This window comes from Halomonas sp. Cn5-12 (assembly GCF_021532545.1).
GTDB classification, from domain to species: Bacteria; Pseudomonadota; Gammaproteobacteria; order Pseudomonadales; family Halomonadaceae; genus Vreelandella; species Vreelandella aquamarina.
In genome coordinates this window covers 64052-89342 of record NZ_JAKGAY010000012.1, presented here as the reverse complement: position 1 = coordinate 89342, position 25291 = coordinate 64052, and the positions used below count along the sequence as shown (strand labels likewise).

General features: G+C 53.4%; 25 protein-coding genes, 4 tRNA genes and 1 pseudogene. 20 read left to right on the top strand and 10 right to left on the bottom strand.

The annotated features are described in order from the left end of the window. Positions 1 to 65 precede the first annotated feature (65 nt). From L1249_RS08980 to L1249_RS08970, 3 genes are read right to left on the bottom strand one after another with little or no spacing between them, the layout of a single operon-like run. Positions 66 to 605, bottom strand: a complete 540-nt coding sequence (locus L1249_RS08980) for a response regulator transcription factor (protein ID WP_044630546.1) — start codon at positions 603 to 605, stop codon at positions 66 to 68. Positions 606 to 641: 36 nt separating this feature from the next. Then, positions 642 to 1913 carry an ATP-binding protein gene (locus tag L1249_RS08975; protein WP_044630547.1) on the bottom strand — a complete coding sequence of 424 codons (1272 nt, stop codon included), beginning with the start codon at positions 1911 to 1913 and terminating at the stop codon, positions 642 to 644. Between the two features lie 8 nt (positions 1914 to 1921). Continuing rightward, positions 1922 to 2338: a hypothetical protein gene (locus L1249_RS08970; protein WP_054641585.1), complete on the bottom strand. Its 417-nt coding sequence runs from the start codon at positions 2336 to 2338 to the stop codon at positions 1922 to 1924. Between the two features lie 153 nt (positions 2339 to 2491). On the opposite strand from L1249_RS08970, the gene pyrC reads away from it, so the two are divergent. Beyond that, positions 2492 to 3529, top strand: coding sequence for a dihydroorotase (pyrC, locus tag L1249_RS08965; RefSeq protein WP_228168611.1), 1038 nt, complete (start codon positions 2492 to 2494; stop codon positions 3527 to 3529). 89 nt (positions 3530 to 3618) lie between these two features. Here the strand turns inward: pyrC and mtnN are convergent, their stop codons facing one another. Together mtnN and folD are read right to left on the bottom strand one after the other, a co-directional pair. Beyond that, on the bottom strand, positions 3619 to 4329 hold the full coding sequence (gene mtnN, locus L1249_RS08960; protein WP_213262005.1) for a 5'-methylthioadenosine/S-adenosylhomocysteine nucleosidase: 711 nt from the start codon (positions 4327 to 4329) through the stop codon (positions 3619 to 3621). A gap of 53 nt (positions 4330 to 4382) precedes the next feature. Then, positions 4383 to 5243 (bottom strand): bifunctional methylenetetrahydrofolate dehydrogenase/methenyltetrahydrofolate cyclohydrolase FolD, encoded by an 861-nt coding sequence (gene folD, locus L1249_RS08955; RefSeq protein WP_044630551.1) that lies wholly within the window; start codon positions 5241 to 5243, stop codon positions 4383 to 4385. 211 nt (positions 5244 to 5454) lie between these two features. Here folD and L1249_RS08950 point away from each other — a divergent pair. The 4 genes from L1249_RS08950 to L1249_RS08935 all read left to right on the top strand — a co-directional run bounded on the left by L1249_RS08950 (position 5455) and on the right by L1249_RS08935 (position 5941). After that, positions 5455 to 5531 (top strand) — tRNA-Pro (locus L1249_RS08950). Between the two features lie 88 nt (positions 5532 to 5619). After that, a tRNA-Arg gene (locus L1249_RS08945) sits at positions 5620 to 5696 on the top strand. 62 nt (positions 5697 to 5758) lie between these two features. Continuing rightward, a tRNA-His gene (locus tag L1249_RS08940) sits at positions 5759 to 5833 on the top strand. Positions 5834 to 5866: 33 nt separating this feature from the next. Continuing rightward, a tRNA-His gene (locus L1249_RS08935) sits at positions 5867 to 5941 on the top strand. A gap of 289 nt (positions 5942 to 6230) precedes the next feature. On the opposite strand, the gene L1249_RS08930 is transcribed toward L1249_RS08935, so the two are convergent. Then, the gene (locus L1249_RS08930; RefSeq protein WP_232068288.1) at positions 6231 to 6593 is read right to left on the bottom strand and encodes a hypothetical protein; all 363 of its coding nucleotides are present in this window, start codon (positions 6591 to 6593) and stop codon (positions 6231 to 6233) included. Then, positions 6485 to 6850 carry a hypothetical protein gene (locus L1249_RS17560; protein WP_228168431.1) on the bottom strand — a complete coding sequence of 122 codons (366 nt, stop codon included), beginning with the start codon at positions 6848 to 6850 and terminating at the stop codon, positions 6485 to 6487. The genes L1249_RS08930 and L1249_RS17560 overlap by 109 nt, the downstream gene beginning before the upstream one ends. A 336-nt stretch (positions 6851 to 7186) precedes the next feature. On the opposite strand from L1249_RS17560, the gene L1249_RS08920 reads away from it, so the two are divergent. The 4 genes from L1249_RS08920 to L1249_RS08905 all read left to right on the top strand — a co-directional run bounded on the left by L1249_RS08920 (position 7187) and on the right by L1249_RS08905 (position 11329). Beyond that, positions 7187 to 8428 carry an NAD(P)/FAD-dependent oxidoreductase gene (locus L1249_RS08920; RefSeq protein WP_044630092.1) on the top strand — a complete coding sequence of 414 codons (1242 nt, stop codon included), beginning with the start codon at positions 7187 to 7189 and terminating at the stop codon, positions 8426 to 8428. A 103-nt stretch (positions 8429 to 8531) separates the two neighbouring features. Further along, positions 8532 to 8741 (top strand): putative motility protein, encoded by a 210-nt coding sequence (locus tag L1249_RS08915; protein ID WP_054641201.1) that lies wholly within the window; start codon positions 8532 to 8534, stop codon positions 8739 to 8741. Between the two features lie 181 nt (positions 8742 to 8922). Beyond that, complete coding sequence (locus tag L1249_RS08910) at positions 8923 to 10512, top strand: peptide chain release factor 3 (RefSeq protein ID WP_058577958.1); 1590 nt, start codon at positions 8923 to 8925, stop codon at positions 10510 to 10512. A gap of 19 nt (positions 10513 to 10531) precedes the next feature. Next, positions 10532 to 11329, top strand: a complete 798-nt coding sequence (locus L1249_RS08905; protein WP_058577957.1) for a TatD family hydrolase — start codon at positions 10532 to 10534, stop codon at positions 11327 to 11329. 2 nt (positions 11330 to 11331) lie between these two features. Here the strand turns inward: L1249_RS08905 and ygfZ are convergent, their stop codons facing one another. Beyond that, positions 11332 to 12282: a CAF17-like 4Fe-4S cluster assembly/insertion protein YgfZ gene (gene ygfZ, locus L1249_RS08900; RefSeq protein ID WP_058577956.1), complete on the bottom strand. Its 951-nt coding sequence runs from the start codon at positions 12280 to 12282 to the stop codon at positions 11332 to 11334. A 189-nt stretch (positions 12283 to 12471) separates the two neighbouring features. Here ygfZ and L1249_RS08895 point away from each other — a divergent pair, with 189 nt between their 5' ends. The 7 genes and pseudogenes from L1249_RS08895 (at position 12472) to L1249_RS08865 (ending at position 19497) form a co-directional block, all read left to right on the top strand. Continuing rightward, complete coding sequence (locus L1249_RS08895) at positions 12472 to 12669, top strand: hypothetical protein (protein WP_044630087.1); 198 nt, start codon at positions 12472 to 12474, stop codon at positions 12667 to 12669. Then, positions 12669 to 13076 (top strand): OsmC family protein, encoded by a 408-nt coding sequence (locus tag L1249_RS08890; RefSeq protein ID WP_044630086.1) that lies wholly within the window; start codon positions 12669 to 12671, stop codon positions 13074 to 13076. Before L1249_RS08895 ends, L1249_RS08890 begins: the two co-directional genes overlap by 1 nt. 25 nt (positions 13077 to 13101) lie before the next feature. Beyond that, complete coding sequence (gene uvrB, locus L1249_RS08885) at positions 13102 to 15126, top strand: excinuclease ABC subunit UvrB (protein ID WP_228168432.1); 2025 nt, start codon at positions 13102 to 13104, stop codon at positions 15124 to 15126. A gap of 46 nt (positions 15127 to 15172) precedes the next feature. Beyond that, positions 15173 to 15289 (top strand): annotated as a pseudogene (locus tag L1249_RS08880) (endonuclease VIII); the annotation flags it as partial. A 196-nt stretch (positions 15290 to 15485) separates the two neighbouring features. After that, positions 15486 to 16991: a fumarate hydratase gene (locus tag L1249_RS08875; RefSeq protein WP_058577954.1), complete on the top strand. Its 1506-nt coding sequence runs from the start codon at positions 15486 to 15488 to the stop codon at positions 16989 to 16991. A gap of 112 nt (positions 16992 to 17103) precedes the next feature. Continuing rightward, a complete protein-coding gene (cls, locus tag L1249_RS08870; protein ID WP_228168433.1) occupies positions 17104 to 18522 on the top strand; it encodes a cardiolipin synthase in 1419 nt (472 codons plus the stop codon). 57 nt (positions 18523 to 18579) lie between these two features. Then, the gene (locus L1249_RS08865; RefSeq protein ID WP_044630082.1) at positions 18580 to 19497 is read left to right on the top strand and encodes a LysR substrate-binding domain-containing protein; all 918 of its coding nucleotides are present in this window, start codon (positions 18580 to 18582) and stop codon (positions 19495 to 19497) included. Here the strand turns inward: L1249_RS08865 and L1249_RS08860 are convergent. Further along, positions 19494 to 20588 (bottom strand): bifunctional nicotinamide-nucleotide adenylyltransferase/Nudix hydroxylase, encoded by a 1095-nt coding sequence (locus tag L1249_RS08860; RefSeq protein WP_213262002.1) that lies wholly within the window; start codon positions 20586 to 20588, stop codon positions 19494 to 19496. The genes L1249_RS08865 and L1249_RS08860 overlap by 4 nt on opposite strands. Before the next feature lie 176 nt (positions 20589 to 20764). On the opposite strand from L1249_RS08860, the gene L1249_RS08855 reads away from it, so the two are divergent. Both L1249_RS08855 and L1249_RS08850 read left to right on the top strand, forming a co-directional pair. Continuing rightward, positions 20765 to 21664 (top strand): YihY/virulence factor BrkB family protein, encoded by a 900-nt coding sequence (locus L1249_RS08855; RefSeq protein ID WP_044630080.1) that lies wholly within the window; start codon positions 20765 to 20767, stop codon positions 21662 to 21664. 17 nt (positions 21665 to 21681) lie between these two features. Then, positions 21682 to 21957, top strand: a complete 276-nt coding sequence (locus L1249_RS08850; RefSeq protein WP_228168434.1) for an acylphosphatase — start codon at positions 21682 to 21684, stop codon at positions 21955 to 21957. Between the two features lie 29 nt (positions 21958 to 21986). Here the strand turns inward: L1249_RS08850 and L1249_RS08845 are convergent, their stop codons facing one another. Then, entirely contained in the window at positions 21987 to 22937 is a 951-nt protein-coding gene (locus L1249_RS08845) for a D-2-hydroxyacid dehydrogenase (protein ID WP_172514462.1), read from the bottom strand. A gap of 198 nt (positions 22938 to 23135) precedes the next feature. Here L1249_RS08845 and L1249_RS08840 point away from each other — a divergent pair, with 198 nt between their 5' ends. Next, the gene (locus tag L1249_RS08840) at positions 23136 to 23411 is read left to right on the top strand and encodes an FmdB family zinc ribbon protein (RefSeq protein WP_054641204.1); all 276 of its coding nucleotides are present in this window, start codon (positions 23136 to 23138) and stop codon (positions 23409 to 23411) included. Positions 23412 to 23483: 72 nt separating this feature from the next. Then, the gene (gene aspS, locus L1249_RS08835; protein WP_235253516.1) at positions 23484 to 25265 is read left to right on the top strand and encodes an aspartate--tRNA ligase; all 1782 of its coding nucleotides are present in this window, start codon (positions 23484 to 23486) and stop codon (positions 25263 to 25265) included. The last annotated feature ends 26 nt before the right edge of the window (positions 25266 to 25291 follow it).

Genomic DNA, 25291 nt, shown 5'->3' with positions numbered 1-25291 from the left:
CACCCCCCCCCCCCCCCCCCCCCCCGCCTGTTACGATAGCCAGTGGAGCTTGATAACGGGCGGGCTCAGCGGCGAACCGGGCGTTTTTGCAACTTGCGCTGTAGTGTGCGGCGGTGCATGCCTAGCGCCCGAGCCGTGGCGGAAATATTGCCATCATGCTCTTGCAGCACTTTTTGGATATGCTCCCAGGTAATCCGGTTGATGGAAGGGGGATTATCCGCCAGCTCGATATTGGGGTCAGCGTCAGGGTGTTCAAAGGCCGCCATCACATCGTCGGCATCTGCCGGTTTACACAGGTAGTTGATCGCGCCAAGTTTGATAGCTTCTACCGCCGTAGCAATGCTGGAGTAGCCCGTGAGCACAACGATGCGACAGCTTGGTACTGCGGAGAGCAGTTCAGGCAGCAGCTTAAGGCCAGAGCTATGCTCCAGCTTTAAATCAAGCGTGGCCATGGTGGGCGTAAACTGTGCCGCGATATTCAGCGCTTGGTCGGCGTCGTGAGCGACCATCACTTCAAAGCCGCGGCGGGTCAGTGCGCGGCTTAGTACGTGGCAAAACATTTCATCGTCATCGACAATCAGCAGACGTTGCTCTTGGTTCTGCATAGTACCCTCATTTGTCTAAATAGCTGCCGTCTCACCCTAGGTTGGTGCTGAGCAACGCGGCAGGGTGACCTCGGTCAGCGTTCCACCTTCTGGATGGTTATAAAGGCTAACGCCGCCGCCGAAGCGGTTAATCGTGGCGTGGGTGAGAAATAGGCCAATGCCCATGCCTTTGCTTTTAGTGGAGACAAAGGTATCGCCTAGCTGATCCGCAATTGACATCGCCACGCCTGGGCCGTGATCACGAATATCAATCACCACCTCCTCGTCTTGCCAATCCAGGCGAATAGCAATGTGCTCGGGGTTGGCATCGGCGGCGTTATTCAACAAGTTAGTCAGTGCTTGGTCTAAGGTGGCATCAACTGCCAGCCAAGGTCTGCCGCGGCGTTCAGCGACTTCAAAACGATGGCTAACATCGGGCCGAATTACGAGCCAGCGTTGTACCACGCCTGCCAGCCATACTTCCGCATCGAGTATTTCAGGTTCGGCCATGCGCCGACGGTCAGCATTGCTGACCAAGTGCTGCAGGCGCGATTTACAGATATCCACCTGCTGGCGCAGCAGCGCAATGTCTTGCCCTAGTGAGCTCTCTTGCTCCGCGTCCGCCTGCATCTCTTTCAATAGCACGGCCATCGTAGAAAGCGGCGTTCCCAGTTCATGAGCAGTACCCGCTGCTTGGGTGGCCACGGCGAGCACTTGCTCGTTGCGTAGCGCAGCCTCCCGGGTGCGGGAAAGCGCTTTATCCCGGCTGCGCAGGGCGTGGGCCATTTTATAAATAAAGAAGGTGACTAGGCCGGCAGAAAGTCCGAAGTTCAGCCACATTCCTAGGATATGTAGACTTAACGGGCCATCGCTACTGATATGTCCTAGCTGCGGTATCGGGTGGTAGTAAAACATCAGGAAGCTGTAGCCCGCCATGGCGCAGGCGGCGATGATCCACGCGTGGCGCCAAGGTAGGGTGGCTGCGGCAATAGTCACCGGCACCAAGTAGTAAGTGATAAACGGGTTGGTGGAGCCCCCTGAAAAGTAAAACAGCAGCGTGAGCCCTGCGATGTCGGCTAGTAAATGCGTTAAATACTCGCCATGGCTAACGGCTCTAGGCCTACCCAGCCGCCACCACGTGGCAATGTTCAACATGCCCATGGCAATGACTACGCTGACCACGGCTGTGACGGGCAAGTTAAACGCTAGTAGTTCGATGCCTACAATAATGGCCATCAAAAACCCCGTCCAGGTGATCCCCCGAACGATGGTGAGCCGTACTAGATTGCGGTTAGGCGTAGAGAGCGGCAAGGGCAGAGCAGTAGGCATGAGGCGGCTTATTTACTTGATGTTTTGACGCTATGGATAACGAACTTAATAAATAGGGTCATGACAAACGTCATCCAACCCGCAGAGGCTAACAGGTTAAACAGCAGCATCTTAGGAGGGAGCCAGGCCGAGCCGAGCAACGCTTCCAACATAATGTGGAAAAACATCGCCAGTAGCAGCGGGAGCGCCAGCGTGTGAATCCACATGTCAGTGCGGCGCTTACGAATGTGGTAACGGCGCAGTAAATAGCGCATAGGTCGATGTGCCCAGCTAAACAGGACCAGCGTTGCCACCATAAATAGCATCGCCAGAGTAGGTTCGGTGCTTTGACGGTGCATTGATATAGAAATCGACCATGCGAGCCCCAGCCACGCCAATCCCTCGATGCTGGCGATAAAATCCGCATAGCGTCGTACGTTCTGCATAAACAACTGAATCCTTGATCTTACAGCGTGCCGCCATGATACGACACTTGCGCTTATCTGTGGGGGTGACGCGCAGATTTATCCTATCGCCGTATTGAGTATACTGTGGCAGCTCTCTGAACTCCCTTACCCAAGATCAGAATAGGATTTGCCGTGGACGCTATTACCATTACCCGCCCCGATGATTGGCACCTGCATTTACGTGATGACGAGGCGTTAAACGCCGTGGTGGGGCATACTGCTGCGCAAATGGGGCGCGCTATTATTATGCCTAACCTGAAACCGCCGGTGACGACGACAGAGCAGGCAATAGCATATCGCGAGCGAATCCTGGCAGCGCTACCAGAAGGTAGTGCGTTTGAGCCTTTGATGGTGCTTTATCTGACGGATACGACGCCACCTGAAGAAATTGAGCGCGCGGCAAAAAGCGGTATTGTTAAAGCCGTGAAGCTCTATCCAGCAGGGGCGACGACCAATTCTGCGTCAGGTGTGACGGATATTGCTCACTGTGACGCCACGGTTGCTATGATGGCCAAGCTAGGCATGCCGTTATTGGTGCATGGAGAAGTCACTGATCACGAGATCGATATTTTCGATCGGGAAGCGATGTTTATTGAGCGGGTGATGAAACCGCTGCTGGCGCGTCATCCTAGTTTGAAAGTGGTATTCGAGCACATTACCACTCAGCAGGCCGCTGAGTTTGTGGCCAGCGCCTCCGATAACGTAGCGGCGACTATCACCGCTCACCATTTGCTGTTCAATCGTAACAAAATGTTAGCGGGCGGCATTCGTCCTCACTACTACTGCTTGCCTATTCTCAAGCGTGAACAGCACCGCCAAGCCCTGCTGAAAGCGGCGACCAGCGGTAGCCCGAAATTCTTTTTAGGCACGGATAGTGCACCCCACGCGAAAGGCGATAAGGAGTCGAGCTGCGGCTGTGCAGGTGCCTATACCGCTCCCGCTGCCATCGAGCTATACGCGACGGCGTTCGAAGAGATGCAGGCGCTGGATAAGCTAGAAGCGTTTGCTAGCCTGAATGGCCCACGCTTCTACGGCATGGCGCCGAATACGGATACGGTAACCCTTGAGCGCCGTCAATGGGTATTGCCCGAGAGTTACCCCTACGCATCGGGACAAACCATTGTGCCGCTGCTGGCAGGTGAAACACTGCAATGGGCGATGAAAAAGTAACGCGCTGTATAAGTCTCAACGAAAACGGAGCCATTAAGGCTCCGTTTTCGTTAGCGCAGTTAGGCGATGACACTTATAGGCGATGACACTTACTTAGTTTCGCCCAGGGCGATGAGCATCTGATCCACCATCCGTGATGAGTGGTCGGCGGCAATATCGAGGAACTGCTCGAAAGAGAGGTGGTTGTCGCCACTGCCAGGGATGTCAGAGAGGGCGCGAATGACGACAAACGGGCAGTCATAGAGGTAGCAAGTTTGGGCAATCGCAGCGCCCTCCATTTCCACTGCCAGCATGGTGGGAAATTGGGCGCGTGTGGCGGCTACCCGCTCGGGGTCGGCCATAAAAGCATCGCCAGTGGCAATCATCCCTTCGCGTACGTTTACCTCGCCAAGTGCTGCAATCGCGCCGCGAGCGATGTCGCGCAAGCGGCTATCCGCATGATAGGCAGCAGGCATACCTGGTACTTGGCCTAGCTCATAGCCAAATACCACTGCATCGACATCGTGGTGGCGAACTTCATCGGAAATGATAACGTCGCCAATGGCTAAGTCGGTGGCAAACCCGCCAGCTGAGCCAGTATTGATGATCGCATCCGGCTGATGGCGCTCTAATAAAATCGCCGTGCCAACCGCCGCGTTCACTTTTCCAATACCCGATTGCAGAATGATTACTTCCAAGCCGTGGCGCGTACCGGTATGAAATACAAATCCGGCGTGCTCGTAGCGCTCGGCGTTATCAAGCTGCCCCGCTAAAATATTCACTTCCTGCGCCATTGCGCCAATAATTCCAATCCGTTGCACTGTCGCATTCTCCGTCGTAATTCGTGAGGTTTAATTGTTGAAACGCTCAGTGCTTAATGCTGCTGATCGTGTCGTTCGGCGGCTTCAAGAGTGTTTTCCAGCAACGTGGCAACGGTCATGGGACCAACGCCACCCGGTACGGGAGTGATATAGCTGGCGCGCTCTGCAGCTGCAGCAAAGTCGACGTCACCGACGAGGGTGCCGTCATCTTGACGGTTAATGCCGACATCAATCACCACGGCGCCTGGTTTGATCCATTCGCCCTTCACAATGCCGGGTTTACCGACGGCAACAACGACTAAATCTGCACGGCTGACATGGCCGGCTAAATCCTGGGTGAAACGGTGGCATATCGTAGTGGTGCAGCCTGCCAGCATTAGCTCAAGTGCCATCGGGCGTCCAACGATGTTAGAAGCTCCCACAATGGTGGCGTCCATGCCGCGTACCGCGATACCGCTTTGCGCCAGCATGGTCATAATGCCTTTTGGCGTACAGGGGCGTAGTGAAGGTAAGCGCTGGGCCAGGCGGCCAAGGTTATAAGGGTGAAAACCATCGACATCTTTGTCAGGGCGGATGCGTTCCAGAATTGGCCGAGCGTCGAGGTGGGCGGGCAGGGGGAGCTGAACCAGAATGCCATCCACAGTTGCGTCGTTATTCAACGCATCGACCAATGCCTCTAACGCTTCCTGGGTGGTGTCCGCTGGCAGGGCATGTTGAAAAGAGAAAATGCCAGCCTGCTCACATGCGCGATGTTTATTGCTTACGTACACATGAGAGGCTGGATCTTCGCCGACCACAACAACGGCTAGTCCGGGTGCACGAGCGCCAGCTTGCTGACGTGCGGTAATTTTCTCGGCAACGCGTTGACGGACATTAGCGGCGATGGCTTTACCATCGATGAGTTGGGCGGTCATGTAATGAGATCCCTATGAAGGTTGAAAAGCAAAGCAAACTGACAAGCGCTGGTGGTAGAACGCGCTTTTAAGGGGGGCAATTTTCGCATGGTAGGGCGGCAAGGCAAAGCGCCTATCGAATCAATCACTTTAAGTGTTGACTTTAAAATTAGAAATAGTAATATATGCCTCGCTTGAGACGGGACACGCAGCAACGTCTAAGGTAAGAAATCGGGATGTAGCGCAGTCTGGTAGCGCGCCTGCTTTGGGAGCAGGATGTCGGGGGTTCGAATCCCTCCATCCCGACCACGTACCTAGCACGGAAGGTGTTAATCTGCTTCTCCAAACTTTGGTTGTGGTCAAGTGCTCATCAGTATTCACTCTGGATACACTATGTGCGCCCATAGCTCAACCGGATAGAGCAACGGCCTTCTAAGCCGTAGGTTGCGGGTTCGAGTCCTGCTGGGCGTGCCAATCAAATACTTTTCAGTGTTTGTTCTCCAGTTGGGTATTCTCAAGTTTGCTTTTTGTCAGTGGTGGATGTAGCTCAGTGGTAGAGCCCCGGATTGTGGCTCCGGTGGTCGTGGGTTCGATCCCCATCATCCACCCCATTGACAAGGCAGCATTAAAAGTTTCAGGTTCTGGTGGATGTAGCTCAGTGGTAGAGCCCCGGATTGTGGCTCCGGTGGTCGTGGGTTCGATCCCCATCATCCACCCCATTAACCTTTAATTTACTCTCTTATATCTCCTCTTCTTTTACAAAGCTCTCCAGCGTCTCTGCTAGTTAAATAAGCATTTCTTTTTGGCTTTTTTAGCCATTGTCTGTTTTATACCCCTCTATCGCGGCATCACTTTAATCTGGTTACCTGCTGTACCAGCTCCTGACAAAAATCGCTGTCTGATAGCGAATCCCCAGATAAATTAATACCCCAGTGGCCTATGGTATGGTTCTCCGCGCAGCGATAACGGTCACCCAACCACGCCAACGTGTTGCGAACCATCCAGCGATCAATTCTGACCATAAAGTGATAGCGTTCCGTCGGCTTGCCAGGTAATCACACCGTCGCGAAGATTGCGTAACATCACCCGGGTGTGGCCTACCGCGCGCTCAAGCTCTGCAGATACGCGGTTGTAGCTTGCTGCAATTTCCCCGACCTCGGTAAATGGGTCGGCATCAATGCGTTGGCGCATATCCCCCTGTTTTTCGTGCTGGCGTATATGCTCCAGAAGTTGATGAAGCTCATTTTGAGTCCCGTGCTCTGCTAGGTTAAGCCCCATTTTTTCCGCATCTTTGGAGACGCGAAGGGGTAAAAAGCGCCTCGTGATACGAAATAGCAGCCAAGCAACCCCAAAACTCCATAGGCCACACACCACCACGCCCAGTAGTTGCACCGTGAATTGATCAAAACGGCTAAAGTTCCAAACATCACCCCAAAACCGACCAGCCAAAAGACACTGACGGCAATGGCAAAATCCGCTAGGTTTTTCATAGCGACGTTAATGGCATTTTTTGTTCGTGTGGTGCCCGCTTCCAGGCAAAGAAAACCAGCCTGCATGACGAAAACCAGCGCAGCTGCCCACAGTACCCAAAGCATATCCATGAGTGTTGTATCAAAGCTGTCGGTCATTGACGTGATCCTTGTGCTGATCTGGTGCAAGGTGAGCACTGACATAGTGCGTTGTTAGTAAATATGTCTTCTATTAATGCCGCGCGGTGGCTTCTGTCGCGGAAGGTTTCTGGGGTGTTAAACGCAGTGTTAACTGAGATTAAGCAAATGTTATGCCGCGCTTAGCAAAGTCATCCTTAATTAGGATTTTTGCGTCATAAAAGACTAAAAAAATGTCTAAAAATAGTGTTTATAACTGTGCAAAAGCTATTTGATTGGTGATATTTTTCAATATGTTGCTTATGTGATTAGCAGCATGTGACTGGGCAAACAATAGAGCGAGAGGAGTGCATCATAATGGCGCGTCAAACGGTGGTTTTAGGAGCAGGCATGGTGGGTGTCAGTATTGCTTGGCAGCTGCAAAAGCGTGGCTATCAAGTAACGCTGGTAGATCGCCGCCAGCCTGGACGCGAAACCTCGTTTGGAAACGCGGGCATTATCCAGCGTGAAGCAGTTAGGCCTTATCCGTTTCCCCGTGATATGAAAACGATATTGAGTGTGCTTCCAAACCGTCGGGTCGATATCCGTTACCGGCCTGCCGGTATGGTCAATGCGGCCTCGCCACTGCTGAGTTACTGGCACCACTCTTCGTCACGGCTCTACAAAAAAATCGTGCCTGAGTACGCCTCGTTAATTCAGCTCTGTTTGGACGCCCACGCGCCGATGATTGAGGCCGCTGGTGCTGAGCATCTAGTGCGTAAGGAAGGATGGCTTGAAATCTATCGCACGCCGGAAAAGCTCGCTAAGCGAGTTAAAGAGGCTGAAGAAGCCCGCGAGCTTTACGGCGTACAGTTCACCGTTCTTGATCGCGAAGCGCTGAGTGAGAAGGAGCCGCAACTAGGCAATAAAATCATCGGCGCTATTCACTGGCTAGACCCCTGGACAGTCGCTGACCCGGGTGGCTTAGTGGCTGCCTATGCGGCGTCGTTTGAAGCGATGGGCGGACAACTGGTACAAGCGGACATCACTGGTATCACTCAGCAAAATGATCGCTGGAAAGTGACGACCAGTGCGGAGTCGTTTGAGGCTGAACAAGTTGTCATGGCCCTTGGCCCCTGGGCTGGCCAATGGATGAAACCGCTGGGTTACCACTTCCCCACGTTTGTGAAACGTGGCTACCACATGCACTACGCGACACAGCCAACGGCCAAATTAAACTACTGGTTGATGGACGCCGAGATCGGTTATTTGCTGGCACCGATGAATGCTGGTGTGCGGCTGACGACGGGGGCAGAGCTAGACCGCCTTGAATCTCCCGCGGATGAAGAGCAGCTGGGCGCTGCCGAAAAAGTGGCGCGGACAATTTTCCCGCTAGGTGAGCGAAAAGATAGCGCGGCGTGGAAAGGCGCACGGCCTTGCTTGCCAGATATGAAGCCCGTTATTGGCCCAGCGCCACGCCATCCTGGCCTGTGGCTAGCGTTTGGACATGGCCACCAAGGGTTCACCCTCGGTCCGGCGACAGGCCAGCTGCTGGCGGACATGATGGAAAACAAACCAACCGCCATTGATATGGCACCGTTTCGGGCAGACCGGTTTTAAATATGACGCCGCAGCCTGTTACATAATGAAAAAGTACAAACATGGCCTAGGAAGGCTGGGTTTGCTAGGCTGAATGAGTCACTCAATAGATTGAGGTGCAATAATGGATGTCGCCGCAAGTAATGCAGTTAGCACGGCACTGTATATGAACCAGGCGCAAACTGCTGAGCAGGCACAAATGCAACTGTTCAAGCAAGCACTGGATATGCAGTCCGAACAAATTACCGAGGTGCTCGCCTCTGCAGATACCGGGGCACAGCCTAGCTTGGCTCAAGAAGGTAGTGTAGGCACCCAGGTAAACACCTACGCTTAACCCTTCTGTTGCTAGAGACCCCAAACGCCGACCCTGTCGGCGTTTTTTATATCTATCGGCACGGCGCCCCGCATGTGATGGTATGCCGTTGAAGGCGAGTTGCGTTACCATAGGCACACACAACGCCGAAGGTTTGGCGCTACGTTTTAAGTCATCACGTTGTACCATCTTAGAGAACTCCATGTCTGACGCCCAATTAGCGCGCGAAGCTGAGCTACGCCGTACCTTTGCGATTATTTCGCACCCTGACGCCGGTAAAACCACAATCACAGAAAAGATGCTGCTGTTTGGAAATGCCATCCAGTTGGCGGGGTCTGTGAAAAGCAAACGTAATGATCGTCATGCTACGTCTGACTGGATGAAGATGGAGCAAGAGCGGGGCATCTCGGTGACCACGTCGGTGATGCAGTTCCCCTATGGTGGGCGTATCGTCAACCTACTGGATACGCCGGGGCACGAAGACTTCTCTGAAGACACCTACCGCACGCTGACGGCGGTTGATTCCGCGCTGATGGTCATCGACGGTGCGAAAGGCGTCGAGGATCGCACCATCAAACTGATGGAAGTGTGTCGTCTGCGCACTACGCCTATCCTCACGTTTATCAACAAAATGGACCGCGATATCCGCGATCCTATTGAAGTGATGGACGAAGTAGAAACGGTATTGAACATCCAATGTGCGCCCATGACATGGCCCATTGGCATGGGGCGTCACTTTAAAGGGGTTTACCATCTCTATAACGATGTTATTCATCTCTATACCCAGGGTCAGGGCAGTCGCATTCCTGATGACAAGCGTATTGAGGGGCTAGATAACCCAGAAGTTGACGCCGTGCTAGGTGAAGAGCAGGCGGAAGAGCTGCGTATGGAAGTAGACTTAGTACGGGGTGCTTCCCATGAGTTTGACTTGGAAGCCTATCGTCGTGGTGAGCTAACGCCGGTCTATTTTGGTACCGCTATGGGTAACTTCGGTGTGCGTGAAATGCTAGACGGCTTTGTCGAGCACGCGCCGGCTCCGCAGCCACGTGAAACTGATACGCGTGAAGTGACCGCCCACGATGATCGCTTCACTGGATTCGTATTTAAAATTCAGGCCAATATGGACCCGAATCACCGGGACCGTATCGCCTTCCTACGGGTGTGTTCCGGCAAGTACGAAAAGAACATGAAAATGCGCCATGTGCGCATTGGTAAAGACGTCAAAATCGCTGACGCCCTGACCTTTATGGCCTCAGACCGCTCTCAAGTGGAAGAGGCATGGCCGGGCGATATTATTGGCCTGCATAACCACGGCACTATTCAAATTGGTGATACGTTCACCGTGGGTGAAGATATGCGCTTTACCGGCATTCCTCACTTTGCGCCTGAACTTTTCAAGCGCGTGCGCCTGAAAGATCCGCTCAAGATGAAAGCGCTACAGAAAGGCTTGCAGCAGCTGTCGGAAGAGGGTGCCACCCAGGTCTTTATGCCGATGGATAACAACGACCTGATTCTAGGGGCGGTTGGTACGCTGCAGTTTGATGTTGTCGCTCACCGCTTGAAGGAAGAGTATAAGGTCGACTGTATTTATGAAGGCGTCAACGTGCAAACCGCCCGCTGGGTGTATTGCAACGATGCCAAAATGCTTGAAGAGTTTAAGCGCAAGGCCAGTACTAATCTCGCCATTGATGGCGGCGGTTACCTGACCTACATCGCGCCTACGCGGGTTAACCTGCAAATGACCCAGGAGCGCTGGCCGGATATTCGCTTCCAGCCTACCCGCGAGCATTAAACCCCTTAAAGAGGGCAATATGCTGATAGACGCCCACTGCCATTTGGATGTAGCGGAGTTCGACACGGATCGTGATGCCGTGATCGCCGTCGCCCAGGCAGTGGGCGTTTGCCGTTTTATTGTACCTGCCACGGTACGCGCGCGTTGGCAAAACGTGCTGGCGTTGGGTAAGCGTGACGATGTCAGCATCTGCTTAGGGCTTCACCCGTACTTCATTGAGCAACACCAGCCAGATGATTTGAAAGCGCTCGAAACCCTCATACTTCAGCAGCTTGCTGGCGCTTGCCCAGCCCGGCCAGTCGCCATTGGCGAATGTGGTATTGATGGTCGCTTTACGGATAGCCTGGACGAGCAATGGCACTACTTCGATGAGCAGTTAAACATCGCTAAACGCTGCAAGCTGCCTGTGGTGGTGCACTGCGTTAAGGCAAATGATACGGTCAGCAAGCGGCTTCGTCAGCAAGCGCTGCCAGCTGCCGGGCTCATTCACGCCTTTTCCGGTTCTTACGAGCAGGCCGTCAAGTTTTTGGACCTTGGTTATGTGCTGGGGCTTGGCGGTGCTGTGACCTATGAGCGCGCTCAAAAGTTACGCCGTGTGGTGGCAAAACTACCCGATGATGGGTTTGTGCTGGAAACCGACAGCCCCGATATGCCGTTAAGCGGTTATCAGGGCCAGCGGAATGAGCCTTCTCGGGTAATGCTGGTGGCTCAGGAGGTGGCGAGGCTGCGTCGGCAATCTTTTGATACCGTGGCAGCGCTGAGCAGTGACAACGCCGCACGAGTATTTAAGTTAACAGGCGATGAGACCAATTCCTGACCTCAAGCAAGCTGAGCCGCGATCAGCTCCGGGTCCAAGCGCTCAATGGGGTAGGGCATCTCATACAGCGTGATAGGCTGCTGTTGCCAATAAACTGCTAAATTATCTTCCATGACCTTGGTGTTCATCACCGCTAGCAACTCTACCTGCTGCTTGCCGCTAAATGCGCTGCTGACCACTTCTCCCAACGTCTTACCGTTGTCATCAAGCAGTGACTCGCCAATCTCAGGAAGGGTGGCCGCATTAATACTAGCGTGAACTAAGCGTTTTTTCACTTGGCCACGAAAGTGAGCGCGGGCGACGACTTCTTGACCTGTATAGCACCCTTTTTTAAAGCTAATGCCGCCTAATGCTTCCCAGTTCAGCATTTGGGGGAGAAAGTGATCCTGCTGTTTAGCGGTAAGCCAAGCAAGACCGCTGCGAATATCTGCAAGCTGCCACTCGTTGTGTAATGCATCATCACTGTTGACGAGGTCGCTGGCATCCTTTTCAAACATCAACAGCCAACGGGGTTTGCCGGGCATCCGCAACGCCGTTCCCTTTGAACTGGTAGTGTGGGTATAAGGTTGGTCGGGCAGCGTGATGTCTAGTTGATTGGCAAGCGTATCTGCAGGCTCGCTGGCGCCTGCAAACGTGACGCTGCCTATCACTGAAAGCTCTGCTTTATAGAAAGCGGCAAATTTTTTCAGATGGGTGAGCAGTCCGTCCGCAAGAGAGGCATCTAGTACCAAGCGGAAATGGTCGCTGCCGAGCCTCAATAACTGCCCATTGGCCAACATGCGCCCTTTAGGGGTACAGAAGCAGGTGAGCGGTGCGAAAGTGCCATTCGCCAATCCCACCTGTGCGCTAGCTTGGCCCTGTAAGAATTTCTCCGCATCGGCCCCTTTAATATCGAGCGCGGCATACTGGGTCAAACGTACGGCGCTGGGGGGCTGCGTGTTCGCGGTGGCCATAGTCACTCCTGGGCGTAGTTAGTGGGATGTGTCAGTAAAGCGTGCTTGTAAAAGTGTGGGCAGGATAGGCAGATTGCAAGGCCTTGGGAGCATGCTAGACTCTTTGTTCTGTATCAGGTTTGCATAGGTAATTTCCTGTATACAGTCCCATTGTATGTGAGTTGACAATTATTCAGCAAAGGACGCGGCATGGCAGTTCAATCATTAAGCTTTCAAGGCGTCACTACCGCCGAACAAGTTAACAAAATCACCACCGCACTGATGATGCTTGACGGCGTCGATAGCGCCGAAGTGGGGCGCTATGGGGCGGAAGTGGAGGGTCGTGCTAAGCGAGAAGCGCTAATTAAAGCGGTTGAAAAACTTAATCTTCGCATCAAGGTATCGTAATGCATCCGCCTATCGTGGTGATTAGCGAACGAAATAGTGTTTTTCGTCAGCGTATCGAGGTAAGTGGTATGGAAGATCTCTATGCCGACGTACCCACTGCGGTGGGGGGCGATGATAGTGCCCCGGACCCCCACGACTATTTCGATATCGCGTTGGGAACCTGTAAGGCAATTACGGTCCAAATGTACGCCAAGCGCAAACAGTGGCCACTGGAAGGCATCACCGTCAAGGTTCAACGTGACGATAGCGAGGAGCGCAAAGGCGTTTACAAGCTAGATGTGACGTTAGAATTGCATGGCATCAGCGATCCAGAACAGCGAGCAAAGCTGGAAGACATTAGCCACCGCTGTCCGATTCAGCGCCTGATGACCCAGGCAACGATAGAGATAGCGACCCATACCGCGTAGGCCTACTTCCTCAACAGGAGCAACGATGAGCAAGGAATTTCGTCTGCAGTCAAAATTTCAGCCTGCGGGCGACCAGCCTGCGGCCATACGCGGGTTGATCAGTGGTTTGGAATCCGGGCTTGCCCATCAAACGCTGCTCGGGGTCACCGGTTCAGGTAAAACCTTCACCATGGCCAATGTGGTGCAGCAACTTCAGCGGCCCACCATCGTGATGGCGCCGAACAAAACCCTGGCGGCACAGCTGTACGGCGAATTTAAATCGTTTTTCCCCGATAACGCTGTTGAGTACTTCGTCTCCTACTACGACTACTACCAGCCCGAAGCCTATGTGCCCTCGTCAGATACGTTTATTGAGAAGGATGCCTCAATCAATGACCATATTGAGCAGATGCGTCTTTCCGCTACGAAAGCGTTACTGGAGCGCCGTGATGCGCTAATCGTGGTATCCGTATCGGCGATCTACGGCTTGGGTGATCCAGACCAATACTTGAAAATGCGGCTGCACTTCACTCGTGGCGAGCTTATCGACCAACGAGCCTTCCTGCGCCGTTTGGCAGAGCTTCAGTACACCCGCAACGATATGGATTTCCGTCGCGGTACTTACCGCGTGCGGGGCGACGTGATTGATATCTTCCCGGCGGATTCGGATGAGGAAGCGGTGCGCGTTGAGCTTTTCGACGACGAAATAGATTCTATCCGTTTATTTGACCCGCTCACTGGCGATGTGCGCGGGCAAGTCCCAAGGATGACGATTTACCCAAAATCCCACTACGTGACGCCTCGTGAGACCATTCTAGAAGCCATCGAATCCATCAAAGCAGAACTCAAAGAGCGCTTGGAATGGCTGCGTAAGCACGAGCGTTTAGTAGAGGCCCAGCGGCTTGAGCAGCGTACGCTTTACGATATTGAGATGATGCTGGAGCTGGGGTACTGCAACGGTATTGAAAACTACTCTCGCTACCTCTCTGGCCGTGCACCTGGTGAGCCACCGCCCACGTTTTTTGATTACCTGCCGGATGATGCGCTGCTGTTTATCGATGAGTCACACGTGAGCGTGCCCCAAGTAGGCGGGATGTACAAAGGCGACCGTTCGCGTAAAGAGACACTGGTCGAGTATGGTTTCCGCCTGCCGTCAGCGTTGGATAACCGCCCCATGAAGTTTGAGGAGTGGGAGGCTATATCGCCACAAACGATCTTCGTATCCGCAACACCAGGCAACTATGAAGCTGAGCACGCAAGCCAGATCGTCGAACAAGTCGTTCGGCCAACTGGGCTGTTGGATCCGCAAATTGAAGTACGCCCGGCCAGCACGCAAGTCGATGATCTGCTGTCGGAGATCGGTTTGCGAACAGCGGTAGGCGAGCGGGTGCTCGTTACTACTTTAACCAAGCGCATGGCAGAAGACCTGACTGATTACCTTGATGAGCATGGTATTCGCGTGCGCTACTTACATTCCGATATTGATACGGTCGAGCGGGTGGAAATTATCCGTGACCTACGCCTGGGCAAGTTTGACGTGCTGGTGGGCATCAACTTGCTGCGGGAGGGGTTGGATATTCCTGAAGTCTCTTTGGTGGCGATTCTGGATGCCGATAAAGAGGGTTTCCTGCGCGCCGAACGCTCGTTAATTCAAACCATTGGTCGTGCAGCGCGTAACGCCAACGGTAAAGCGATTTTATATGGCGACCGCATTACGGACTCCATGCGGAAAGCAATTGATGAGACCGAGCGTCGACGCCATAAACAGATGGCGCATAACGAGAAGCACGGCATTACCCCCACGACGGTTACCCGCTCGGTTGCAGATATTCTAGAAGCCGCGCAGACGCCAGGTAAGAAGAGCAGTCGGCGTAAGGGCAATGAGCGTAAGGTGGCCGAGCTTAAAGGCGGTTACGATGTGACCGCCATGAGTAAGCAAGACTTGCTCACGGCCATTAGTAAGCTTGAAGATGCCATGTTTGAAGCGGCTCAAAATCTCGAGTTTGAAGAAGCGGCGCGGTTGCGCGACCAGCTCCATCAAATGAAAGAGAAGCAGCTGGCGCTAGGATAAGCGATGTCTGAAGATCCAGAGATTCGCCGCGCAGCGATCGCATTGAAAAACAGATTGGCGGTTCAGCGTATTTGAGCGCGCCGGGCTCTCGTGCCATCGTTGCGGCAGTGTGATTGAGCGCATGATGGTCGGGTCTCGGCGGCTATACTCTTGCCCACAATGACAGCCTTCTCCTTGGGATAAATTTTATACCGTTATCTTAATAGCTATGTTCAAACAATCAGACCAAAGCGCTACGTAACAGCAAGCGGTTACTCGGTGCATTGGCTGCCGCGTGAGTCTCAATACGGTATACTTCCCGCACACTTAGACGGCCGCGAAGGCTGCAGCCAAGACGATAACCGAGGAGCTGTTAATCCATGACCGTGATTCGCCAGGACGACGTGATCCAAAGCGTTGCCGATGCTCTGCAGTACATCTCTTACTACCACCCGAAAGATTTCATCGATGCGATGGCCGCCGCTTACGAGCGTGAAGAGAACCCCGCCGCAAAGGATGCCATCGCTCAGATTTTGATTAACTCGCGCATGTGCGCAACAGGGCACCGCCCAATTTGCCAGGATACCGGCATCGTGACAGTGTTCGTTCACGTAGGTATGAACGTCACATGGGACGCCGAGCTAAGCCTCGACGACATGATCAACGAAGGCGTGCGCCGCGCCTACCAACTGCCGGATAACGTACTGCGCGCCTCGGTTCTTGCCGACCCGGATGGCAAGCGCCAGAACACTAAAGACAACACGCCCGCCATCATTCACCACAAAATTGTGCCGGGCGATAAGGTCGATATTCATGTGGCAGCGAAGGGCGGCGGTAGCGAGGCGAAATCGAAGTTTGCCATGCTCAACCCCTCCGATAGCGTGGTCGACTGGGTGATGGAACAGCTTCCCAAAATGGGTGCTGGCTGGTGCCCGCCGGGTATGCTTGGCATTGGTATTGGCGGTACCGCTGAAAAAGCAATGGAAATTGCCAAAGAAGCGCTATTAGATCCTATCGATATTCAAGAGCTTCAGGCCCGTGGCGCAAGCAACCGTGCCGAAGAGCTGCGCCTTGAGCTGTTCGATAAGGTGAACAAAAGCGGTATTGGTGCCCAGGGCCTAGGTGGCCTGACCACGGTACTGGATATCAAAGTCAAAGATTATCCGACCCACGCTGCCAATAAGCCGGTGGCGATCATTCCCAACTGTGCAGCCACCCGGCATGCGCATTTCACGCTGGATGGCTCTGGCCCAGTAGCTTTACCGGCTCCGAAGCTGGAAGACTGGCCGGAGATTACCCGTGAAACGGGCGATAACGTCAAGCGTGTCAATTTAGACACTGTCACGCCCGAAGAAGTCAAAACCTGGCAGCCCGGTGATACACTGCTGTTAAACGGCAAACTGCTGACGGGCCGCGATGCTGCCCACAAGCGTATGGTGGATATGATCGCCAAAGGCGAGCCGCTGCCGGTCGACATGAAAGGGCGCTTTATCTATTACGTTGGCCCAGTCGACCCGGTCGGCAATGAAGTGGTTGGCCCTGCAGGCCCCACCACGGCCACACGCATGGATAAGTTCACTCGGACGATGCTGGAGGAGACTGGTTTGCTGGGTATGGTCGGCAAAGCAGAGCGCGGCCAAGCTGCCATTGAAGCGATCCGTGACAACCAAGCAGTGTATCTCATGGCGGTGGGTGGCTCTGCTTATCTGGTTGCCCAAGCGATCAAAAAGTCACGCGTGGTGGGCTTTGAAGACCTGGGAATGGAAGCCATCTACGAATTTGAGGTGGAAGACATGCCGGTCACGGTAGCGGTAGATAGCCAAGGCACCTCTGTTCACCAGACAGGCCCGGCTAAATGGAAAGAAATTATTGCCGAAAAAGCATGATACGCTGAGGTGATATAGGCGTTGCTTAACCACAGGAGCCCCGTTCTAACGGGGCTCCTGTTTATGGAGTAGTCAGAAATAACAGGTCCTAACGGATGGTGAGGAATAGCGAATGGCCTCTTGGTTGCTAGGGACAGGGATCATGCTGATTCACGTGCTGGGAATGATCTCGGCGGTGATGGCATTAATGTCGAGCCGTACGTCACAGGGTGCAGTGGCGTGGATTATCTCACTGCTAACCTTTCCCTATGCGGCGGTGCCAGCGTACTGGCTGTTTGGCAGGCCACGTTTTTATGGGTATGTGACGGCAAGAGGTGCCAGGGATTCGGTGTTGCGCCGAGTGCTCGTTCGCTATCGACATAACGTAAAGCCCCATGTCGCTATTTCCGAGAATACCGATATTCAAGCGGTTGAACAATTAGCGATGATGCCGCTGACGAAAGGCAATAGCACCGAGCTGTTAATTGATGGCGATGCCACTTTTGACAGCCTATTTGCAGGTATTAATCAAGCGCAGGATTATCTGCTGATCCAGTTCTTTATCGTTCGCGATGATGAGTTAGGCAGGCAGCTCCAGCAGCATCTGATTGCAGCGGTTAAGCGCGGTGTGCGCGTTTATTTTCTATATGACGAAATTGGTAGCCGTAAACTAAATGACGGCTATTTAAATGAATTAAGTACAAGTGGCGCAGAGGTCACACCTTTCCGCTCATCACGCGGGCTAAAACACCGCTTTCAGCTCAATTTCCGTAACCATCGAAAAATTGCCGTAGTAGATGGCAAGCAGGGGTGGATAGGCGGCTTTAACGTCGGCAACGAGTATCTTGGCAAAAGTGCTAAGCACGGCCCTTGGCGAGACACCCATTTGAAAGTGCAGGGGCCGTGTGTACTAGGGCTGCAAGAAGCCTTTTGGGAGGATTGGCACTGGGCAACAGGCGATGTCATTACCTTGAACTGGCACGCGGAAAGTCACCCACAGCAAGATCAGCAAGTGGTGATTGTGCCGTCAGGTCCAGCCGATAAGCAGGATACGGCTGGATTACTTGTTCAACAGCTGATTCATAGCGCCAACCAGCGGTTTTGGGTTACGAGCCCCTATTTCGTACCTGATCAGAGCGTCCAAGACTCTTTACGATTGGCAGCTATGCGAGGCGTCGACGTGCGCGTCATGATCCCGGAGCGCCCCGACCATTTGCTGGTATTCCTCTCTGCGTTCTCTTTTTTGCCGGATATGTTAAAAGCGGGTGTGAAAATATACCGTTATCAACCTGGGTTTCTACATCAAAAAGTCATGCTTATCGACCATTCATCCGCCACTGTAGGTACGGTGAATCTGGATAATAGGTCGTTTCGGTTGAATTTTGAAATCACTGCGTTCATTCCCAGCGCCGATTTTGCCAACGATGTTGCCACCATGCTGGAAGCTGATTTTTCCAAGTGCCGCCGAGTGACTCTCGATGAAGTGAGTCAGCGCCCCATGTGGAAAAAAGTCGTGTCCCGTGCTGCTTATTTGATGGCACCCGTACAGTAATCGTTTGCCCCAACCAAATGACGCAAGCCATCAACGTTCAAATAACAGGAGTCATGGGTGAATCTAGAAACAAAATGGCTAGAAGACTTCGTCGCACTGGCGAATACCCGCAGTTTTTCTGCCTCTGCCCGACAGCGCCATGTCACCCAGCCTGCGTTTAGTCGGCGTATTCGGGCATTAGAGCAGGCAGTTGGCGTTACCTTAGTGGACCGATCAACGACGCCGATTGGCTTAACCTCAGAAGGGCAGCTATTTTTGGTGACCGCCCGCAACTTAGTTGAACAGTTAAACGAATCGCTCAGCCATTTGCGAGGGCTCTCCATTGCCAACGAAGCATTGGATATCGTCGCGGCGCACTCGTTAGCGCTCAGTTTTTATCCGCCGTGGATCTCTAGGCTACAAAAAGGGCTAGGGGAGTTGCCAACGCGTTTGGTGGCCATGAACGTCGGTGAAGCCATTCATGTGCTGCGTGAGGGGAACTGTGACTTAATGCTGGCTTACTACGACCCTTTCGCCACAATGCAATTAGATGCGGAGGTATTTCCTTCGTTTTCGATCGGCAAGGTCAAGATGCTTCCTGTTTCGCTGCCTGACGAGCATGGGAAACCGTTGTTCTCTTTGCAGCGCGATAGCTCCATTCCTTATCTGGCCTATACTCAGGGGGCGTTTCTAGGTCGCAGCGTGCGGATGCTGCTGAAAAACGACCCGCTGCGCATGAAGCTTAGAACGGTCTACGAAACCGCCATGGCTGAAGGTTTGAAGGGCATGGTATTACAGGGCGTAGGGGTTGCCTGGATTCCTGATTTCTGTATTCGTGAGGAGCTAAAAACCGGTAAGCTTGTGCGAGCAGGCGATGAGAGTTGGGACATTCCACTGGAAATTCGCCTCTATCGCTGCTCTCTGGTCCACAAGCCGGGAGTAGAGCGCCTATGGCGGCAGATGATGAAGCTGCCGCGTGATTTCCTGCAGGCTTAAAGGGACCCAAAATCCGCAGGCAGGCCGAGGAAATTCTGAATAATAAAGAAGTGATCCTCAAAGAGGCTCTCTGGCTCCAAGTCGGCGAGTGCCACCCAGCGGGCATGGTCGCCACCCTTGACGGGTTTAAGGCGCGGCAGCTGCTGGTCAGGCCGCAAAGCAAAGTAGAACGCTTCGGCCAGTGTGCGCCCTCGCCAGCTACGGTGGGGCTCATCAAACAGCCGCTGGCCACGCAGAGAGCCTTTCAATACCGGTTCTGGCACTTTTAAGCGCAACCGTTCACGCAGCTCACGCAAACAGGCATCTAGTAATCGCTCATGGGGATTGATAAACCCACCGGGCAGCGCGAATAGGCCTTTCCCTGGGGCCGCAGTACGCTTCACCAGTAATACGTGCCCTGATTGCACAACAACCGCGTTAACGGTGACAAAGATAGGGGTGTAGGGCGCCTGTGACCATGCTTGTCGATACTGATCGAGCAACTGCTGCTCTTCCAATAGTCGATGATAGGCCTCGCCTTTGCAGAATTTACCCACGCTTTCTACCACGCCAGGGGGCAAGTCATGGTAAGCCCCCGTACTGAGGTAATCATCGGTTGAGCCAGGTGAGCGGAAAAGCCGCTCCCTAATTTGGCTGGCCGAAATGCCCTCCACGAGCGGTACGCTCACCGACTCCCATTGGGGAAAAAGCGATAAATAGTAGCTGGACTGCCCACGACTTGCGCCGATTAGACCAATCCTTGGCAACCGTGCATTGGCGGGAGCTGCTAAATCGCGCACTTTCCGCTGTACGTCCCTGACCCATACATCGTCGTTGTAAAGCGCATCCAGAAGCGGAGTGATTTCAAGTCGTTGATTATCCGCATTATCAAATCCTGAGCGGATCATGGCTTGGCGCTCATCAAAATGCCACGGGTTACGAAGCGAGCGCGCCTGCCAGGAGGAGCCCACCATGACGATTACCTGTCGAGCCTGTTTAAGGGCTTCGCAGATGATGGCAAGGTGGCCTAAATGGGGAGGCTGAAAGCGACCAATAAATACTAAGCAATCAAAGTCATAAGGCGTTACAGACCGAGCTGCATCTGAGTTCATTGCGTGTCCTTGATTGCTGAAAATGTGAGAATAAAGCGTTGCCATTATGGTCGGCCCCATCAGCCTCTGCAACGCAATCATACCTGCGCTGAGCGTTTTCATTGGGTATGCTTATTGATTAATCAGTATATAAGCGTTGTATGAAAACTCTGTGATTTGCTTTTAAGGGAATGATGATGCTTAAGCGCACGCTCGTTTTTTGGTGGAAGGTAATTCAAGATGCAACGTCACTCTGGCTTGAGCGTAACGCGTTTAGCTACGCTGGGTCGCTGGCGTTCTACACGCTGTTCTCGTTAGCTCCCACGGTGATTATTGCGGTTACAGTGATTGGCGTGGTCCTCGGCGAAGAGGCGGCTCATGGTCAGATCGTGGCGCAGTTACAAGGAACCTTAGGCACAGAAGCTGCCTTGGCAATAGAGCAGGCGGTTGCCCAGTCTCGCATTGAAGAGTCGGGGGTTCTGCCCACAATTCTTGGCTTTATTGCCCTTGTAATCGGTGCAACGACCGTATTTGCGCAGATGCAGTTCTCGCTGAATACCATTTGGGGGGTTAGAGCGAAGCCAAATAGCAACAGCGCACTTATTTTTATCAAAAACCGTTTGTTATCGTTAACCGTTGTACTGTCTATCGGCTTTATTTTGCTGGTGTCGCTAGTGCTTGGAGTGGTGCTTCGCGGCATGCTAGACGCGACAAACGACCTGTTGCCATTTGCAAGCCTACTAACCACCACCGCCGAGTCGTTAATATCACTTGCCATGGTCGCTCTGCTGTTTGCGACTATTTTTAAAGTGCTGCCCGATGTAGTGCTACGCTGGCAGGATGTATTCATTGGTGCGGTGGTGACAGCAGTGCTGTTTACCATTGGTCGCAGTGTTATTACCATTTACCTCGCCTACACGGCCACGGCATCCACCTATGGTGCGGCGGGTTCGGTGGTTATGATTTTACTATGGGTATACTACAGCTCGCTTATCTTACTCTTTGGTGCAGCGTTCACGCGCTCGTTGCTACTACGACGTGGGCGTCCACTGGTGCCCCGCAATAGCGCTGTTCTGGTTAAGCATGAGCTGCTTTAACGACGGAGGAGTTTGTCATGGCCCATTGCTGCGTACGTGCCTACATAACAGGAAAAGTGCAGGGAGTATGGTACCGGCGTGCCACTCAAGAGCAGGCATTGATGCGTGGCTTAACCGGCTACGCTAAGAACCTGCCTGATGGCAGGGTTGAAGTGCTAATGTGCGGGCCCTCTTCAGCCGTTGCCGAGCTTAGCCAATGGCTTTGGCAGGGCCCAGAAGGGGCGCGGGTGACCCATGTCACACTTGAAACACTGGATGCTCATCACGCTCCTGACCACTTTTCGACCTATTAGGCACACGTTTAGTGTGCCTAGCTGGCAAGTTAGTGATTCTCTGTCTGCCACGCACGAATATTATCGGCGGTTAAGCCGACGATGTTTTGCCGTGCTTCGGGCGTGATCCACGCGTTGTGCGGCGTGACGATCAGATTGAGGGGTTCTGCATTCGCCAGCGCATCTAATAGTGCGTGTCCATCTTTGGGTGGTTCGACAGGTAGCACATCGACGGCTAGACCACCGATGCTACCGCTACGAAGCGCTTCCAGCGCGGCTTCTTCATCAATAATACCGCCACGAGCGCAATTGACGATTAGCAGCGACGACTTGGCTTTCGCTAGACGCTCTTTATTGAGAAGGTGCTTAGTAGCATCGTTCAGTGGGCAGTGCAGGCTAATCACATCTGCCGAGGGCAGTAGGTCATCCAGCGAAGGTCGCTGATCGTTTTGCTCGTTGCCAGGACGGGCGGCAAATGTGACCTGCATACCAAACGCCTCTGCAAGCCGAGCCACTTCAGACCCCAGCTCTCCTTGACCCACCATCACCAACTGCTTGCCAGCAAGCTGGAGTGTTGGGTGATCTTGTAAGCAGAAAAAATCACTCGCTTGCCATTTCCCATCGGCAATATCCGCTTGATAGCGGGGTAAGCGATTCGCCAGTGATAACATCAGCATCAGCGTGTGCTGCGACACACTAGCGGTGCCATAGGCCGACACGTTTTTAACTGTAATGTTGTGGGCTTTGGCAGCATCTAGGTCAATGTTATTCAAGCCAGTGGCCAGCACGCAGATCAATCGTAACGAAGGAAGCTGTGAAAGCGTCTCAGCATCCAGCCTTACTTTATTGACGATGGCAATTTCGGCATCTGCTAGGCGTTCACGCGCCTGCGCTGTGGTGCTTTGCTGATGTATTTCTAAGTGCGTGACGGCATCACGAATAGCCGTCAAATCAATGTCAGGGCCAAGGCTTTGGGCATCCAGTATGACCGCATTGGGCATTTTATTTCTCCATTAACTGCCGAAAGCCGCTTGGCCTTGCTCGGCAGGGGGCACAAAAGGGTATAATGACCGCTCTATCGACCGCAGTCTTGGAATTTATCCCGACAGGCCACATATTGTCAGCCTGGTAGCATTAAGTTTGCCACGACACTGTCAACATAAAACCTGTCGGAGTTGAGCTTTTCAGGAGCCATCAACATGCCCATCTATGAGTACGAGTGCAAGGCCTGCGGCCATCGCATGGAAAAACTTCAGAAAATTAGCGCCGATCCGTTAACAAGCTGTCCTGCGTGTCAGCAAGATGATCTAGAGCGCTTGGTCTCAGCAGCCGGGTTCCGCTTAGCGGGTGGCGGTTGGTACGAAACTGATTTCAAAACAGGTAGCAAAAAGAATTTAGCTGCCGACGGTCAAGCAGCGGGTAGCGCGAAAGGCGATGTCGGCAGCACGTCAACGAAAAAAGGCGCCGCGGCGTAGCCGCGGCTGTCAGGGCCTTTAAAGGCTAAAGACAACTTAACTTAATTGCCACGAAACAGAACAGGATGTGACATGCGCAGCCATTATTGCGGCCAGCTTAACGAAACATTGGTGGATCAAACGGTCACCGTTTGCGGTTGGGTTCACCGCCGTCGTGACCACGGTGGGGTTATCTTTCTCGACATGCGTGACCGTGATGGTATCGCTCAGTTTGTCGTAGACCCCGATACCGCCGAGGCGTTTGCTAATGCCGACCGTGCACGCAGCGAATATGTTCTGCGCATTACTGGTCGTGTTCGGCTGCGTCCTGAAGGCACCCAGAACCCCAACATGCCCACCGGCATGATTGAAGTGCTGGCCAAAGAAGTTGAAGCACTGAATAGCGCAGCGACACCGCCTTTCCAGCTTGATGAGCATGGCAAAGTCGGTGAGGAAGTGCGTCTGAAACACCGCTATATTGATCTACGCCGCCCGGATATGATCGAAAAACTGCGGCTGCGTTCGCGTATTTCTCATAACGTACGTGCTTACCTAGAAAACCAAGGCTTTCTAGATATTGAAACGCCTGTGCTGACACGAGCCACGCCTGAAGGTGCCCGGGACTACCTCGTGCCTAGCCGTACTCACGCGGGCAGCTTCTTTGCACTGCCACAGTCTCCCCAGCTGTTTAAGCAGCTGCTGATGGTGGCGGGTTTTGACCGCTACTACCAAATCGCAAAGTGCTTCCGCGATGAAGACCTGCGCGCTGACCGTCAGCCTGAATTCACACAGATCGATATCGAAGCCTCTTTCGTGGAAGAAGACGACATCATGGGCATTACCGAAGCCATGATTCGTCAACTGTTCCAGGAAGTGCTGAGCGTCGAACTGCCGGAATTCCCGCGAATGACTTGGCAAGAAGCCATGGATCGCTTTGGTTCGGATAAACCCGATCTGCGTATTCCGCTGGAGCTCACCGACGTTGACGACCTGATGCAGCAGGTTAGTTTCAATGTGTTCTCAGGGCCGGCCAAGGCAGAAGATGGCCGCGTGGCGGCTCTTAAAGTACCGGGTGGTGCCAAGCTTTCCCGTAAAGAGATCGACGAATACACCAAGTTCGTAGGTATCTACGGTGCTAAAGGCCTTGCCTGGATCAAAGTGAACGAGCGTGCCAAAGGGCTAGATGGCCTGCAGTCGCCGATCGTTAAGTTCATGGAAAACGTGGTCGAAGAGCTGCTTGATCGTGTCGGCGCTGAAGATGGTGACATTATCTTCTTCGGTGCGGATAAAGCGCGTATCGTCAACGAAGCCATTGGCGCGCTGCGTGTCAAGCTGGGTGCCGACCTGAACCTTTACACTCAAGCCTGGGCGCCGCTGTGGGTCGTTGACTTCCCCATGTTCGAAGCCGACGACAATGGCCGTCTAAGCCCGCTTCACCACCCATTTACAGCGCCCTCCTGCTCGCCGGAAGAGCTGAAAGCAGACCCGGCTAGCGCGCTTTCTCGCGCTTATGACATGGTGCTTAACGGTACCGAACTGGGCGGCGGCTCTATCCGTATTCACAATCAAACCATGCAAAGCACCGTGTTTGATATTTTGGGGATTGGCGAAGAGGAAGCGCAAGAGAAGTTCGGCTTCCTGCTGGATGCCTTGCAGTACGGCGCACCGCCCCATGGCGGCTTGGCCTTCGGTCTGGACCGCTTAGTCATGCTCATGGCTGGTGCGAAAACCATTCGTGAAGTCATCGCCTTCCCGAAAACCCAAAGTGCTGCTTGTTTGATGACCGATGCACCGGGTGAAGTCAGCGCTGATCAGCTCAAAGAGCTGAACATTCGCTTACGCCAAAAAGCCAAAGCGGAAGCAGCGGGCGAGTAAGACCGCCTTCACGTTTTGACGAGTAC

What these genes read in the sequence shown, in the direction of transcription:
- L1249_RS08895 (WP_044630087.1), top strand. Translation starts at nt 12,472, where the DNA reads ATGGCAGTTCAATCATTAAGCTTTCAAGGCGTCACTACCGCCGAACAA.
- L1249_RS08915 (WP_054641201.1), top strand. Translation starts at nt 8,532, where the DNA reads ATGGATGTCGCCGCAAGTAATGCAGTTAGCACGGCACTGTATATGAAC.
- L1249_RS08970 (WP_054641585.1), bottom strand. Translation starts at nt 2,338, where the DNA reads ATGCAGAACGTACGACGCTATGCGGATTTTATCGCCAGCATCGAGGGA.
- folD (WP_044630551.1), bottom strand. Translation starts at nt 5,243, where the DNA reads ATGACCGCCCAACTCATCGATGGTAAAGCCATCGCCGCTAATGTCCGT.
- L1249_RS08905 (WP_058577957.1), top strand. Translation starts at nt 10,532, where the DNA reads ATGCTGATAGACGCCCACTGCCATTTGGATGTAGCGGAGTTCGACACG.
- L1249_RS08875 (WP_058577954.1), top strand. Translation starts at nt 15,486, where the DNA reads ATGACCGTGATTCGCCAGGACGACGTGATCCAAAGCGTTGCCGATGCT.
- L1249_RS08840 (WP_054641204.1), top strand. Translation starts at nt 23,136, where the DNA reads ATGCCCATCTATGAGTACGAGTGCAAGGCCTGCGGCCATCGCATGGAA.
- L1249_RS17560 (WP_228168431.1), bottom strand. Translation starts at nt 6,850, where the DNA reads ATGACCGACAGCTTTGATACAACACTCATGGATATGCTTTGGGTACTG.
- L1249_RS08975 (WP_044630547.1), bottom strand. Translation starts at nt 1,913, where the DNA reads ATGCCTACTGCTCTGCCCTTGCCGCTCTCTACGCCTAACCGCAATCTA.
- L1249_RS08850 (WP_228168434.1), top strand. Translation starts at nt 21,682, where the DNA reads ATGGCCCATTGCTGCGTACGTGCCTACATAACAGGAAAAGTGCAGGGA.
- ygfZ (WP_058577956.1), bottom strand. Translation starts at nt 12,282, where the DNA reads ATGGCCACCGCGAACACGCAGCCCCCCAGCGCCGTACGTTTGACCCAG.
- uvrB (WP_228168432.1), top strand. Translation starts at nt 13,102, where the DNA reads ATGAGCAAGGAATTTCGTCTGCAGTCAAAATTTCAGCCTGCGGGCGAC.
- L1249_RS08845 (WP_172514462.1), bottom strand. Translation starts at nt 22,937, where the DNA reads ATGCCCAATGCGGTCATACTGGATGCCCAAAGCCTTGGCCCTGACATT.
- L1249_RS08855 (WP_044630080.1), top strand. Translation starts at nt 20,765, where the DNA reads ATGCTTAAGCGCACGCTCGTTTTTTGGTGGAAGGTAATTCAAGATGCA.
- L1249_RS08980 (WP_044630546.1), bottom strand. Translation starts at nt 605, where the DNA reads ATGCAGAACCAAGAGCAACGTCTGCTGATTGTCGATGACGATGAAATG.
- L1249_RS08860 (WP_213262002.1), bottom strand. Translation starts at nt 20,588, where the DNA reads ATGAACTCAGATGCAGCTCGGTCTGTAACGCCTTATGACTTTGATTGC.
- L1249_RS08890 (WP_044630086.1), top strand. Translation starts at nt 12,669, where the DNA reads ATGCATCCGCCTATCGTGGTGATTAGCGAACGAAATAGTGTTTTTCGT.
- L1249_RS08920 (WP_044630092.1), top strand. Translation starts at nt 7,187, where the DNA reads ATGGCGCGTCAAACGGTGGTTTTAGGAGCAGGCATGGTGGGTGTCAGT.
- cls (WP_228168433.1), top strand. Translation starts at nt 17,104, where the DNA reads ATGGCCTCTTGGTTGCTAGGGACAGGGATCATGCTGATTCACGTGCTG.
- aspS (WP_235253516.1), top strand. Translation starts at nt 23,484, where the DNA reads ATGCGCAGCCATTATTGCGGCCAGCTTAACGAAACATTGGTGGATCAA.
- L1249_RS08910 (WP_058577958.1), top strand. Translation starts at nt 8,923, where the DNA reads ATGTCTGACGCCCAATTAGCGCGCGAAGCTGAGCTACGCCGTACCTTT.